The 13477-nt window shown below is 67.1% G+C and carries 15 protein-coding genes; 8 read left to right on the top strand and 7 right to left on the bottom strand.

Annotation, left to right across the window (positions count from 1 at the left end; all coding sequences use genetic code 11):
* Window positions 1-194 precede the first annotated feature (194 nt).
* From BLR57_RS06160 to BLR57_RS06145, 4 genes are all read left to right on the top strand, one after another.
* On the top strand, window positions 195-497 hold the full coding sequence (locus BLR57_RS06160; RefSeq protein WP_089695209.1) for a MazG nucleotide pyrophosphohydrolase domain-containing protein: 303 nt from the start codon (window positions 195-197) through the stop codon (window positions 495-497).
* A 50-nt stretch (window positions 498-547) separates the two neighbouring features.
* Window positions 548-835, top strand: a complete 288-nt coding sequence (locus BLR57_RS06155) for a DUF7967 family protein (RefSeq protein ID WP_089695206.1) — start codon at window positions 548-550, stop codon at window positions 833-835.
* Window positions 836-1030: 195 nt separating this feature from the next.
* A complete protein-coding gene (locus tag BLR57_RS06150; RefSeq protein WP_089695203.1) occupies window positions 1031-3124 on the top strand; it encodes an acetate--CoA ligase family protein in 2094 nt (697 codons plus the stop codon).
* A 23-nt stretch (window positions 3125-3147) separates the two neighbouring features.
* Entirely contained in the window at window positions 3148-4227 is a 1080-nt protein-coding gene (locus BLR57_RS06145; RefSeq protein WP_089695200.1) for a phosphotransacetylase family protein, read from the top strand.
* A 313-nt stretch (window positions 4228-4540) separates the two neighbouring features.
* On the opposite strand, the gene BLR57_RS06140 is transcribed toward BLR57_RS06145, so the two are convergent.
* Window positions 4541-5575 carry an NAD(P)-dependent alcohol dehydrogenase gene (locus BLR57_RS06140; protein WP_089695197.1) on the bottom strand — a complete coding sequence of 345 codons (1035 nt, stop codon included), beginning with the start codon at window positions 5573-5575 and terminating at the stop codon, window positions 4541-4543.
* 92 nt (window positions 5576-5667) lie between these two features.
* On the opposite strand from BLR57_RS06140, the gene BLR57_RS06135 reads away from it, so the two are divergent.
* A complete protein-coding gene (locus BLR57_RS06135; protein ID WP_089695192.1) occupies window positions 5668-6039 on the top strand; it encodes a hypothetical protein in 372 nt (123 codons plus the stop codon).
* On the opposite strand, the gene BLR57_RS06130 is transcribed toward BLR57_RS06135, so the two are convergent.
* The gene (locus BLR57_RS06130) at window positions 6040-7143 is read right to left on the bottom strand and encodes a M24 family metallopeptidase (RefSeq protein WP_089695189.1); all 1104 of its coding nucleotides are present in this window, start codon (window positions 7141-7143) and stop codon (window positions 6040-6042) included.
* A gap of 110 nt (window positions 7144-7253) precedes the next feature.
* Here BLR57_RS06130 and BLR57_RS06125 point away from each other — a divergent pair, with 110 nt between their 5' ends.
* Complete coding sequence (locus tag BLR57_RS06125) at window positions 7254-8297, top strand: DUF7544 domain-containing protein (RefSeq protein WP_089695186.1); 1044 nt, start codon at window positions 7254-7256, stop codon at window positions 8295-8297.
* 41 nt (window positions 8298-8338) lie between these two features.
* On the opposite strand, the gene BLR57_RS06120 is transcribed toward BLR57_RS06125, so the two are convergent.
* Window positions 8339-9115 (bottom strand): DUF8054 domain-containing protein, encoded by a 777-nt coding sequence (locus BLR57_RS06120; protein ID WP_089695180.1) that lies wholly within the window; start codon window positions 9113-9115, stop codon window positions 8339-8341.
* A 60-nt stretch (window positions 9116-9175) separates the two neighbouring features.
* Window positions 9176-10507 carry an MFS transporter gene (locus tag BLR57_RS06115; protein ID WP_089695176.1) on the bottom strand — a complete coding sequence of 444 codons (1332 nt, stop codon included), beginning with the start codon at window positions 10505-10507 and terminating at the stop codon, window positions 9176-9178.
* Between the two features lie 155 nt (window positions 10508-10662).
* Between BLR57_RS06115 and BLR57_RS19295 the strand changes: the two genes are divergently transcribed.
* Both BLR57_RS19295 and BLR57_RS06110 read left to right on the top strand, forming a co-directional pair.
* Window positions 10663-10824, top strand: coding sequence for a hypothetical protein (locus tag BLR57_RS19295; RefSeq protein WP_170830569.1), 162 nt, complete (start codon window positions 10663-10665; stop codon window positions 10822-10824).
* 76 nt (window positions 10825-10900) lie between these two features.
* The gene (locus BLR57_RS06110; protein ID WP_089695173.1) at window positions 10901-11131 is read left to right on the top strand and encodes a DUF7543 family protein; all 231 of its coding nucleotides are present in this window, start codon (window positions 10901-10903) and stop codon (window positions 11129-11131) included.
* 11 nt (window positions 11132-11142) lie between these two features.
* On the opposite strand, the gene BLR57_RS06105 is transcribed toward BLR57_RS06110, so the two are convergent.
* The 3 genes from BLR57_RS06105 to BLR57_RS06095 are packed head-to-tail and all read right to left on the bottom strand — an operon-like array spanning window position 11143 to window position 13460.
* On the bottom strand, window positions 11143-11913 hold the full coding sequence (locus tag BLR57_RS06105; RefSeq protein WP_089695168.1) for an ABC transporter permease: 771 nt from the start codon (window positions 11911-11913) through the stop codon (window positions 11143-11145).
* The gene (locus BLR57_RS06100; RefSeq protein WP_089695165.1) at window positions 11913-13001 is read right to left on the bottom strand and encodes an ABC transporter ATP-binding protein; all 1089 of its coding nucleotides are present in this window, start codon (window positions 12999-13001) and stop codon (window positions 11913-11915) included. Before BLR57_RS06100 ends, BLR57_RS06105 begins: the two co-directional genes overlap by 1 nt.
* A gap of 48 nt (window positions 13002-13049) precedes the next feature.
* The gene (locus BLR57_RS06095) at window positions 13050-13460 is read right to left on the bottom strand and encodes a hypothetical protein (RefSeq protein ID WP_089695161.1); all 411 of its coding nucleotides are present in this window, start codon (window positions 13458-13460) and stop codon (window positions 13050-13052) included.
* Window positions 13461-13477 lie beyond the last annotated feature (17 nt).

The raw sequence follows: 13477 nt of genomic DNA, 5'->3' as shown, positions 1-13477 counted from the left end.
AAATGTACTGTGATTCGGACCTGTCGGAGCGGTGTTCGGTGTCGTCAGCGAGACCGACCTGTGAGGCGGACAGTCCGGCGCGTCGTCGACTGCTGAGTCACCTCTTGCCGAGCAGTGTGGCGATTCGGTGACTGTGGTCGTTCTATCACACCGGAACGTACTTTCCTGCGACGTGTCACCAGTCCCAACGGACGATGAAAGAACAACGACAGGTCGCGGCGTTCCTGGACGAACACGACCTACACACGCCTCCCGCGTACAGACTGCTCGACCTCGCGGCAGAGGTTGGCGAACTGGCGGCGGACGCGACGGCGTCGAGTGACTACGGTGCCTCGCCGGACGCCCTGGACGTCGAGCGCGACGAACTCGGCGACGCCCTGTTCGCCCTGCTCGCGCTCGCGGACGAACTCGACCTCGACGCTGGCGAAGCCCTCGACGAGTCGCTCGCAAAGTACGAAGACCGACTCGTGGAGACGGGGTCGGCCGGGTCCACGTAGTGTCTGTTTCTCGGTGACACTTTTCTGTGTCGTCGACGAACTCCGTAGTGATGGACTCCGACGCCCCCGCCGAGACTGTCCGAGTCTGGCTGGTCGAACGGACCTACTCGGACGACGAGCAGAACATCGTCATCCTCGTCTACGCGACGCCGGACGGAGAGCACTACCTCCGCAAGGAGCGGGCACTGACGAGCTTCGACGACGCCCGCGACACCACTGCCGCTATCGACGCCAAGCCGCGCGCACTGGGGACTGTCGACGACCCGGAGACGCGCGCCGAGTACGCAGCGAGCGCGAAACGGACTCGGGAGCAGTACGCAGCCGACGACGTGGTGTGAGGCGGCCACGGCACCCGGCACCGACGAGTCAGTCGGCTGACTACAACCTCGGCCCGTTCTTCACAAACCGGTCGGGGAACCGACCGTTCGGTGGACAAACATCCCGATTGTTCGGGCTACTGTGGTGTGATGACAAGCTCCGTGAGAGGGCGGACACACAGGAATTTATGCGCGTACGGGAGGAAGGTGCGAACGATGGGAGACCTATCCGAGTTGTTCGCACCGCGGCGGGTTGCCGTCGTCGGTGCGACAGAGCGTGAGGGGTCGGTCGGCCGCGCCATCGTCGAGAACCTCATGGAGGATTTCGACGGCGAGGTCGTACCGGTCAACCCCAAGTACGACGAGGTGTTCGGCCTCCCGGCCGTCGCCGACGTCAGTGAGAGCGATGCCGACCTCGCGGTGGTCGTCGTCCCGCCCCACATCGCCGTGGACGCGGTCCGGCAGGCTGGCGAGGCGGGCATCCAGAACGTCGTCGTCATCACCGCCGGGTTCGGAGAGACCGGGAGCGACGGAGCCGCCCGTGAGCAGGAGCTCACCGAGGTCGCCGCGGAGTACGACCTCAACCTCGTCGGGCCGAACAGTCTGGGAATTATGAGCACGCCGAACGGCATGAACGCCACTTTCGGTCCCGAGAACGCCAGCCCCGGCAACATGTCCTTCATGAGCCAGTCGGGTGCGTTCATCACGGCCGTCCTCGACTGGGCGAACGACGAGGGCATCGGGTTCAAGGACGTCGTCTCGCTGGGCAACAAGGCCGTCCTCGACGAGTCGGACTTCGTCGACGCCTGGGGCGCAGACGGTGAGACCGACGTCGTCATCGGCTACCTCGAAGGCATCGAGGAGGGCCGGAAGTTCATCGACACGGCTCGGGAGGTCACGCAGGACACGCCGATCGTCCTCGTGAAGTCCGGCCGCACCGACGCCGGGGCGCAGGCCGCCTCCAGCCACACCGGCACCATCGCCGGCAGCGACCAGGCCTACGAGGCCGGTCTCGAACAGGCGGGCGTCATCCGCGCGGAGTCCGTCCAGGAGCTGTTCGACTCCGCGCAGATGCTCGCCAACCAGCCGCTGCCCGAGGGCGAGGAGATCGCCATCATCACCAACGCCGGTGGTCCCGGCGTGATGTCGACGGACGCCGTCGGCGACTCCAGCCTCTCGATGGCGAGTTTCTCCGACGAAACACTGGAGGAGTTCTCCGAGAAACTGCCGGCGGAAGGGAACATCTACAACCCGGTCGACATCGTCGGCGACGCCGACAACGACCGGTTCCGCGACGCGCTTGACATCGCACTGGCCGACGAGAACGTCGGCATGGCACTCGTCTTGACCTGTCCGACGGCTGTCCTCGACTACGAGCAGTTGGCCGAGGACACGGTCGAACTCCGCGAGGAGCACGACAAGCCCGTCGCGGCCTGTTTCATGGGTGGCGAGCGCGTCAAGCCCGCCGCGACCATCCTGCAGGACTCGGGCATCCCGAACTACTTCGACCCGTCGCGTGCGGTGTTCGCGCTCGACGCGCTGGCCGACTTCAAGGACATCAGCCAGCGGACGTACGACGAGCCGACCGAGTTCGACGTCGACAGAGAGCGCGCCCGCGAGATTCTCGAATCCGTCAAGGGCCGCGACGACACCCGCCTCGGCGTCGAGGCGATGGGCCTGCTCGACGCCTACGGCATCGAGACGCCGCAGGGCGAAATCGTGGACTCGCCCGCGGACGCGCTCGACGTCGCCGAGAACATCGACGGCGGCGTCGTGATGAAGATCGTCAGTCCGGACATTCTTCACAAATCCGACATCGGCGGCGTCAAGGTCGGTGTCGAGGACGGAGAGGTCTACGACGCTTACGAGGACCTCATCACCCGCGCACGGAACTACCAGCCCGACGCGAACATCATCGGCGTGCAGGTCCAGGAGATGGTCGACCTCGACAGCGGCGTCGAGACCATCGTCGGCATGAACCGCGACCCGCAGTTCGGGCCGCTCTTGATGTTCGGTCTCGGCGGCATCTTCGTCGAAGTGATGGAGGACACGACGTTCCGTGTCGCGCCGGTCTCGGAGAACGAAGCCTTCGAGATGACCGAGGAGATCGACTCCGCGCCGTTGCTTCGCGGTGCCCGTGGCCGCGACCCCGTCGACATCGACGAGATCACCGAGACCATCCAGCGGCTCTCGCAGCTGGTCACAGACTTCCCGGCCATCCTCGAACTCGACATCAACCCGCTCGTCGCGCTGCCCGACGGTGCACAGGCGGTCGACGTCCGACTGACCGTCGACCCCGACGAACTATGACCACTCCCACCCACGATTCAGCCATGAACACGCTACTCGTTACCTCGACTCAGGACAGCACCGGAAAGACAGCCGTGACCCTCGCGCTCGGCCTCCTCGCACAGGAACGCGGTCTCGACGTCGGCTACATGAAGCCGAAAGGGACCCGTCTGCAGTCGAACGTCGGCAAGACGCTCGACCAGGACCCGATGCTCGCCCGCGAACTGCTCGGTCTCGACGCCGAGATGCACCAGATGGAACCCATCGTCTACTCGCCGACGTTCGTCGAAGGTGCCATCCGCGGCCAGGAGAGCGGCGACGAACTCGCCGAAATCGTCCGCGAGAACTACGACCAGCTCGCCGCCGACAAGGACCTGATGCTCGTCGAGGGTGCCGGCCGTTACACGACCGGCGGCATCATCGACCTCACCGACCCCGAGATCGCCGACCTGCTCGATGCGGGCGTCGTTCTCGTCGCCGACTACACCCAGCCGGGTGACATCGACGAGGTGCTGGCCGCTGCCGACGACATCGGCGACCGGCTCGTGGGCGTCCTGTTCAACCGCGTCTCCGACTCGGTCTACGACGAGCTGGAGACGGAAGTCGTCCCGTTCCTCGAGAACCGCGGTGTCGACGTCCTCGGCGTCCTTCCCCGCAAGCGCGAACTCGCTGGCATCACTGTCAACGACCTCGCGAAGGACCTCGGCGCGGACGTCGCGACCAACGTCCCGACCGACGCCTTCGTCGAACGGTTCCTTGTCGGCGCGATGGGCGGCGACGCTGCCCTGCGCTACTTCCGGCGGACGAAGGACGCGGCGGTCATCACGGGTGGCGACCGCTCGGAGATCCACACCGCGGCACTCGAAGCTCCCGGTGTGAAGGCACTCATCCTCACGGGCGGCCACCGGCCACCGGCCGCCGTGCTCGGCAAGGCAGAGGAGAAGGGCGTCCCCGTGCTTCTCGTCAACGCCGACACGATGTCCGTCGTCGACCGCGCGGAAGAGCTGATTCACAGCGGACGCACCCGCGACGAGGAGACGGTCGGTCTCCTCCGCGATCTGCTCTTCGAGCACGCGGACGTCGACGCGCTCGTTCCGGCGGCGGCTGCGGACGACGACGAATAGATTTCACTCCTCTTCGGTTTTTCAGGGTCGGGAGCGACGGCACTGGGCGGCAAGAAAGCGAACAGACGACGCTTTGTCGGCACGCGAGGCAGTGTGTCGTGCGACCGCAGACCGCCACGCGGTGAGACTCAGACCATGAAGTGGCTGGTCCCGTTCTCACGTTTCAACCTTCGGGGGAGCCAGCTCACGCGACGGTGAAGGTTCATATGCGAACGAGCGGCCACCGACGGTGTGCGCTGAGACGGACGGTGGAGCGTTTCGCGGTTGTGTGGGACACCGCTTCACTGGTCGACGGTCCCACCTGTTCGCTCTGCTAGTCGTCGCCGAGGCGAATCATTCCCTTTACTGTCTCTGGATTCTGTGCTCGCTGGAACGCCGCGTCGACCGCCTCGAGCGTGGCGTCGAAGTCGATGATTCCCTCGACGTCGACAGCGCCGTCCGCGAGGAGATCGATGGCGGCGGGGTACGTGTTCCGGTAGCGGAACGAGCCGAAGACGTCGAGTTCGTTGTCGATGATCTCGTTCGTGTCGAGCGGGACCTCGCCGTCCGGGGCGAGACCGACGAGGACGACCGAGCCACCGCGCCGCACGGCGTCGAACGCGCCCTGGACTGCGGGTGGCGCGCCGGAGGCTTCCACCACCACGTCGACGCCCCGACCATCGGTCGCAGCGTCGACCGCTTCGGCCAGGTTCTCTTCGCTCACGTCGATGACCGTGTCCGCACCACGTTCCTCGGCGAGTGCGAGTTTCTCCGGGACGACGTCGGAGACGATGATGTCGGTCGCGCCCGCCGCGCGAAGCACTTCCATCGCGAGCAGGCCGATAGGACCACAGCCGGTGATCAAGACCGAGTCGCCGACGCCGACGTTCGCTCGTCGGGCAACGTGGACGCCGACTGAGAGTGGTTCGACGAGCGCGCCCTCGTCCAGGGAAACGCTCTCGGGGAGTGCGTACGCGAAGTCCGCGGGCCACGCGACGTACTCGGCGAACGCGCCGTCGTCCGGCGGCGTCGCCATGAACGTCACGTCCGCACAGAGGTTGTACTCGCCGCGAGCGCAGTGCTCGCAGCGTCGGCAGGGAACCCCCGGTTCGAGTGTCACGCGCTCGCCGACACGGCTCTCGTCGACGTGTTCGCCGACGGCGACGATCTCGCCCGCGCTCTCGTGGCCGAGAACCAGCGGGCTGTCGACGACGTAGTCGCCGATGCGGCCGTGTTCGTAGTAGTGGACGTCGGAGCCGCAGATACCGACCGAAAGGATCCGGACGAGCACCTCATCGTCGTCCGGGGTTGGGCGGTCGCGCTCTTCCAGGGTCAGTTCGAGGTCGGGTGAGAGGACGGCGACACGCATAGCTATGTGCGCGACGGCACACGCCATAAACGTACGTGACGGATATGACGAGTCGCCCGTAGTTCCAAGTCCGTCGGCAGCGAAAGAGCGGTATGGCTGCCGTGAAGCGGACGCTGTTCAAGTTCCGACTGGGAGACGATGCCGAACCCGAGACCGACACACCGACGACAGACGATTCGGCTCCGCTCTCGTTCGAGGAGGAGACGGAAGCCCGTCAGGGGCCGCCCTACGCGTGGCTCGGTCTCGGTGCCGTCTCGCTCGCTGGACTGGCTGCGTCGGGATACAAACTCGTTCAGTATTGGAAGTCGGCGAAGGAGACCGCGAGGACCGAAGAACCGTGGCGCGTCGACGCGGCAGAGTCACGGGTTCCGGACGACGCTGGAACCGCCTCGCTCGTCGGCCTGCTCTTCGTCGGTGGTCTCGCCGCGGTCGGAAAGCGGCTCGAACGCGACAGTTGGGAGTGACTACCGCCAGCCGCGGTCGGTGTCGTTCAGTCGCTCACAGCCGTCGTCGGTGACGACGACGAGATCTTCGATCCGCACCCCAAACTCGCCCGGGAGGTAGACGCCCGGCTCGACGCTGAACACCATCCCCGGTTCGAGTTCGACTTCGCTGCCGGCGACGATGTACGGCTCTTCGTGAACGTCGAGACCGACGCCGTGACCCGTCCGGTGGATGAACCGCTCGCCGTAGCCAGCCGCGTCGACGACGTCGCGAGCGGCGGCGTCGATTTCGCCCGCAGTCACGCCGGGTTCGACGGCGGCGACGGCGGCGTCGTGGGCCTCCCGGACGACGTCGTGGACCTCGACGAACTCGTCGTCAGGGTCGCCCGCGAAGACGAGCGTCCGCGTCTGGTCGGAGGGATAGCCGTCGACACGTGTCCCGAAGTCGAGGACGACAGGGTCGCCCGCCTCGACGACGCGCTCGCCGTGGCTGTGGTGAGGCTTCGCCCCGTTGGGACCGGAGCCGACGATGATCTCGAAAGAGGCTCCGGAGCCTCCGGCGTCGGTGAGCCGCCGTTCGATGTCGGCTGCGAGTTCGGCCTCGGTCATCCCGACGGCGTCCTCGCCGAGGCTACGGAGTTCGTCGACGACATCGTCGGCGACGGCTCCCGCGCGCCGGAGCGCGTCGAGTTCGGCGTCGTCCTTGCGGAGCCGCAACGGCGCGACGACCTCGCTCGCGAGGCCGAACGTCGCATCCGGGAGGACCGTCCGGAGGTCCTGTGTGAACTGCGCCCACATCGTATCGTCGACGAGCAGGTGGCCCCCGGCGAGGTCGAGCTCGGCGGCGACCGCTCGGAGATGCTCGCGCGGATCGTCCTCGTCCGCCCAGGTCCGAAGCTCGGGAATCCACGACGCCTCACGGATCTGCTCGGCGTAGAGGTCGGGAACGAGAAAGACTGGCTCGCCCTCGGCGGGGACGAAGAGCAGCAGATGTCGCTCGGCGGGGTCCTCGCTGAAGCCCGAGAGATAGAACAGGTTCTGGCTGGGGAACAAGACGAGTGCGTCCCCTGCCCCCTCGCGGAGGCGCGCCTGACAGTCGCGGGTTCGGCGTTCGAACGGTGTCATAGCCGGTGGTTGCACACCGGGGTCAAAAGAGCTAGCGACGGCGACGGCGGAGTCGTCTCCCCGGTGTCGACAGCGTGTTTTTGTCTCTCCGCCGCGTCTAGTCAGGGGCTATGTCCTGGTACGCCCTCTCCGCACTCGGCGACGCCCGTGACGCGACGAAGTCACTGCTCGTGCCCGTCGACCGCGGCCGGTGGCTCCGGCTCGCTCTCATCGCCTTCTTCGTCGGCGGTGTCGGCGGCGGTGGGGGCGGCGGTGGCGGCCAGTCAGTCAACGTCTCGAACGGGGACTTCTCCGGGCAGTTCCCGGGTGGAATCCCGACGGGTGAACTGCCACCGGTCCAGTCCATCGCCGCCGTGGTCGCCGCACTCGTTCTCGTCGTTCTCCTCGTCGCGCTGATTCTCGTCGCCATCGGCTCCGTGATGGAGTTCGTCTTCGTCGAAGGCGTCCGCACGCGCGACGTCCGTATCCGCGGCCCGTTCCGTACCTACCTCCGGCCCGGTCTCCGGGTGTTCGGATTCAGAGTGCTCGCCGGGCTGGGCATCTTCCTCCTCGTCGCGCTGCCGATCGCCGGAATCGTGCTGGCGGGAGTCACACTCTCGCCCGCGTTGCTTCTTCTGGCGATCCCGATCGCCATCCTCGTCGGTATCGTCGGACTCGTCGTCGGCGTCGTCCTCCAGTTGACCGTCGACTTCGTCGTTCCGGCGATGCTCGCCGAGGACCGTGGTGTCCTCGACGGCTGGCGGCGGCTGTGGCCGATACTGCGTCGCGAGTGGGAACAGGCGGCACTCTACGTGCTCGTCCGGTACGCACTCGGCATCGCCGCGGCCATCGCCGTCGGTCTCGTCGTGGTGCTTCTCGCACTCGTCGTCGCGCTCCCGTTCCTCCTCGTCGGGGGGCTGCTCTACGCCCTCCTCGTCGCGCTCGGCGGGCCGGGACTGGCGGGCTGGCTCGCGCTCGGCTTCGTCGGTCTCCTCTACGGGCTGGCCGTCGTCATCGTGAGCCTGTTCGTGCAGGTGCCCGTCGTGACCTACTTCCGGTACTACGCGCTGTTCGTGCTCGGAGAGTTCGACGAAGGGCTCGACCTCGTTGCGACGTTCCGCGCCACCGACGAGAGCGAGAACGGCGACGGTGCGTCGCCAGCGGCGGCAGGGTGAGAAGAGAACGGGAACGCGCGCCCAGGTGCGTTCAGGAGCGTTTACTGTTCGACTTCCATGACGCGGGCGTCACACGCCGTACAGTCGTAGGTGACGACCTGTCGCGTCCGGCAGCAGGACTCGACGGTCTCTTCGCTGAACGCGAGGGGGGCCTCACAGTCCGGACAGTTCTCGACGAAGATGCGCAGTCCCGCGAGCAGATGCCCCTGCTCGATTCGGTCCAGCGCGTCCCAGTTGTCGGCGCGCCGGCGGAGAAGCGGGACGGCCGCCACGTCGGCGATGAGCGCGGCCGTCGACGGCCAGCGCGCGGCCACCTGTTCGCCGTCGAGGACGCGACAGACCGAGGTGCCGCCGTCGACGCTCGGGTCCTCGAGACCGAGCAGGTCGCCGACGCGCCGGTCGAGGTCGACGCGGACGCGGTCGATCTCGGTCCGCCACGCCGTCTCGAACTCATCGGTGATGCGCAGATCCTCACCAGCCGGTTCGACGGCACCGACCGCGAGGAGCTGTGCCTCCACGTCGAGGTCGGTGTCGAGCGTCGCCGTCGGCGTCTTGTCGAACTTCCGGAGGAGCCAGTCGGGGAAGTACTGTTTCGTCAGCGTCGGCGTCCCGGGGACGAGATAGCCACGGAGGTAGATCGCGAGCAACGAGACCGACGCGACGACGAAACCGACGAGCGGTGTAGCGACGACGCTGGCGGCGACAGCGAGGACCGCTGCGATGACGACGTTGACAGCGGTACAGGGAGTACAGCGGTTCTCACCGGTGTACTCCGGCTGTCTGAACCGGGCGAGACCGGTTCGTTCAGTCAGTGACATGGTTGAAGAGAAATGAGTCGAGACACAAATACGTATCGCCGGTTCGGACGGCGGCCGACGCTACTCGGCGTTGCCGTCGGCATCGCGCTCCGGCGGCGTCAGTGCCGCACGGTCGCCCGAGAGCAGCAGGGCGACGATGGGGAGCATCAGGAGCCCACCGGCGACGAACGGCGACCAGAAGCCGACGGCCGTGTAGAGTCCTCCGGCGAGCGCCGGGCCGAACGTCCGCGCGAGACTACCGGCACTCTGTGTGAGACCGAACGCGCCGCCCTGGTCGTCGGCACTGGCCGCCCGCGAGACGAGCGTGTTCAACGAGACGTTCGTGACCGCGTTGCCGACGGAGAGCGGCGTGAGGACGATGAGTAACGCGACGACGCCCGGCGGCAACGTCGGTAATAGGTCCGTGACGGGACCGACTGCGGGCAGGAACGCGCCGAGCCGCGGGGCGAACGGGACGGCCGCGAGCGTGAGTACCTGAATCGCCGCACCGCCGATGGCGAGGTGGTACTCGCCGAAGCGTTCGGTCAGCGGACCGATGAACCCGCCCTGGACGACCGCGAGGACGACGCCGATGTAGGTCAGGAGGATCGCGTTCTGCGTCGCACCGTAGCCGTACTGGTCGTTCGTCAGGAAGATGAACTGGCTTTCCAGTGCCGAGAAGGCGAAGGAGACGAGGAAGAAGGCGACGACGAGCGTCCCGAGACCCTTCGTCGTCAGCGCGTCCTTGAGCATCGCCAGCCGTGACTCCCGCTCTTGCTCCGTCGCGGGCGTCCGCTCGCTCGGCGGCCGCGACTCGGGGAGGACGAAGAAGGCGAGAACCAGATTGCTGGCGGTGATGACGGCTGCGGCGAAACTCGGCAGCGTGAACTCGGAGACTGGGACGGCGGCCGGGAGCAGGCTCCGAGCCGCCTCGACGACGGGCGCGCTGGCGAAGAAGCCGCCCAGGGCGGGCCCGAAGACGAACCCCAGCCCGAACGCTGCCCCGAGGAGCCCGAGCCCTTTCGCGCGGTCTTCGGGTGGCGTGATGTCGGCGATGTAGGCCTGTGCGGTGGCGATGTTGCCACCCATCGCCCCGGCGAGCATCCGCGCGGCGAAGAGCACCGCGAGCGACCCTGCGAGACCGAACATGGTCCACGCGATGACGCTGCCCAGAAGCGAGAGGAGGAGGACGGGACGGCGGCCGCGGGCGTCCGAGAGCCGCCCCAGGAAGGGAGCCGCGAGGAACTGCATGGCCGAGTAGGAGGCGATGAGCAGACTGCCGACGAACTCCGTCGCGCCGAAGTTCAGCGCGTAGAGCGGGATGACGGGGATGAGGATTCCGAAGCCGAGCAGGTCGATGAAGACGATACCGAAGACGACGGCGAGCGCCCGGCGTGAGTTCTCGACTGGCACGTTCGTGCCTTCGGTGGCGCGCGAATAACGCCATCGGTCCCGGCCGTCTCGGAGGTCCTGTCGCCGCCGTCGGTGTGGCTGTCAGCCCCCTCAATCGGCCGTTGAGGCCTCGTAAGCACAGCTTAGTTAATAGCGTATGTTCCGTGGTAGCATACATGGACTTCGTGGACTTCGAATGGGAGCACGACGACGACGGCTTCGAATGCCACAGCTGTGGCACCGTGGCGACGACGGTCAGCGTCGACTACGACCGACTCGGCTACGCGGTCTGTCCGGCGTGCGGCGGCACCGAGAGCCCGCTCGCCGAGCAGGCCTGAGCCCGGGCGTCGCTGTCAACGCGGCAGAAACGCAGGAAACACCAGAAGCCTTTATCCGCCGGTTCCAACCCCGCGTATGACGTGGACAGAGTCGACACTCGACGAGACGACGACGGAGTGGGAACGCTCCGACGGGAACGCGACCATCCGACTGCGACGCCGTCACGACGGGAGCTGTACGGTCCGGCTCGACCGCCTGTTTCAGGCCCCGGACGGCCAGCTCTACCGCCACGAACGCGCCGACAACGAGGAACTCGCCCGCGCGCTCGTCGACTCGTGGCAGTCCGAGTTCGACGTCGAGAACTGAACTGAACTGAGCTAATACTGGCCGAGTGCTCCGTCGCGCCGCGCGCGGTCGCTGGCGCGCAGGAAGACCAGATAGCCCACGACGCTGTAGCCGACCGCCGTCGCCACGAGCGTCGCCAGCTCACTCGGCGCGAACGCCCAGAGACGAACGCCTCCCTGCATCGCCTCCTGCAGCAGATGACTTCCCTGTGCGAGCGGCAGAGCCGCCAACAGCGGATACTGGTCGATGGGGGCCGCGATGAGGATGATGAAGCCGAACTGCGTCAGCTGGAAGACGTTCTCGATGCGTTTGTAGACGAGTGCCAGCCCGCCGAAGACGAAGCCCACGCCGACGGCGGAGGCGAGCGTCAGGAGGACGACCGGGACGACGGTGACGACGTCGACCGTCAGCGACTGCCCGGTCGTCAGGAGCATCAGTACGAGGATCGTCGCGCCGTAGAACAGGCTGACGAGGAGGTTGACGCCGACGCGGACGGCCATCACCTGCCCGAAGCCGTACGGCGACATATAGAGCTGTTCGAGCGTCCCCCACTGGGCCTCGCGGGTGATGGCCCACGAGAGGCCCGCGAAAGCGGTGAAGGCCATCGTATAGAGGAAGAAGCCGACGACCAGCCCCGCGAGGCTGTCGTCGATGGCCGCCCCCGCGACGGCCTGGCCGCCGAAGAAGATGAGCGCGAAGAAGATGTAGAGACCGACGATCTGGGAGGCCGTGTTCAACGGATAGCGCGTCAAGAGGATGAACTGCTTGCGGGCGACCGCACGGACGAGCGTCGTCGTCCGCATCAGGGCTCACGCTCCCTGCGACTCTCCGTCGCCCCGTGCTCGCCGTTCGCGGCAGCCCCGGCGGCAGCACCCGACTCGCCCCGCCGCTCGGTCAGTCCCAGGAAGGCGTCTTCGAGGTCCGGTTCGAGGGAGGTCACGTCGTGGACGACACAGCCCGCGTCGAGCACGTCGCCGAGGAGCGCGTGCAGTTCGCTCCCGTCGGCGAGCGTCACCTCGAACGTCACGGTCTCGCCGGGACCGTTCGCGGGCTGCCAGCCGGTGACGTCGTACGCGCTGTCGAGCCGCTCGCGCAGCGACGCCGACGGCTCGCCCGCGAGTGCGATCCGGTAGCTCTGGGTCCGGAAGAGACCGACGAGGTCGTCGACGGTGTCGTCGGCGACGACGCGCCCCTCGTTGACGATGACGACCCGGTCGCAGACGGCCTCGATGACGTCCATGTCGTGACTGGAGAGGACGACCGTCATCGCCTCGTCGTCGGCGAGTCGCCGGAGTTCCCGGCGGAGGTCGACCGAACTCTCCACGTCGAGACCGAGCGTCGGCTCGTCGAGGAAGGCCACGTCGACGTCCCGCGAGAGGGTACAGGCCAGGGCGACCTTCTGTTTCATGCCGCGTGAGAGGTCGTTGACCGCGACGTCGGCCTTGTCGGTCAGGCCGAACTGTTCGAGCAAACGGTCGTGACGGTCGCGGACGTCCTTCGGTGACTGTCCCGAGAGACCCGCGAAGAAGTTGAGGTTCTCGCGGACGGTGAGTCGCCAGTAGACGTTGCGCGCGCCTTCGAGCATCGCGCCGACGTGTCGGTAGGCCGTCGCCGGGTCCGCGTGGACGTCGACGTCGCCGATGTGGACGGTGCCAGTGGAGGGAACGACCAGCCCGAGCATCGACTTGATGAGCGTCGTCTTGCCCGCGCCGTTCGGGCCGAGCAGGCCGACGACGGTGCCGGGTTCGACGTCGAGCGAGACGTCGTCGACGGCGACGAGGTCGCCGTAGCGTTTGGTGAGGTTCCGCACCGAGACGGCGGGCGTCGCGTCGGCCGTCGGCGGCGACTCACCTCCCTCGCCGCGGTCGGTCGTCGTGGAGGGCTGTGACATTGTCGTCTCTGCGGGTGGACCGCGGTTAACGCTTCTGTCGGTCGCCTCTCACGCGGCCGGGTCGCTGGTCCCACTGACGACTCGCGTCCGAACGACATAGCCCGCGGTGGCGACGACAGCGGCGACAGTGTAGCCGACGCTGAACAGCGACAGGCCGCCGAGACAGAGGACGACGAGTGCCCACAGGGACGCTTCGAGGTTCCCGAGACGCTCCAGGCCGTCGTAGTAGACCCAGAAGGCGGTCGCCAGAAACAGGACGACGACGAGTTGCAGTCCGGTGTCCCGAAGCTCCCGCGGCGACGTGACGAGCAGGAACCCCACGAGGACGATGACGAGACCACACCAGCCGACGAGTGTCCGTCGAGACAGCGCGGAGAGACCGTCGCGGGCGACGGTTCCGACGAGGCCGACGACGAGACCGAGGAGGAGGAACCGAGCGAAGTCGATAGCGAGGGCCATTGGCTGAGGCAGTCGCT

Origin of the sequence: Halogranum gelatinilyticum (assembly GCF_900103715.1) — an archaeon.
GTDB classification, from domain to species: domain Archaea; phylum Halobacteriota; class Halobacteria; order Halobacteriales; family Haloferacaceae; genus Halogranum; species Halogranum gelatinilyticum.
Note: the sequence above shows the minus strand (reverse complement) of the source record. Positions and strands in the feature narration are given on the sequence as shown.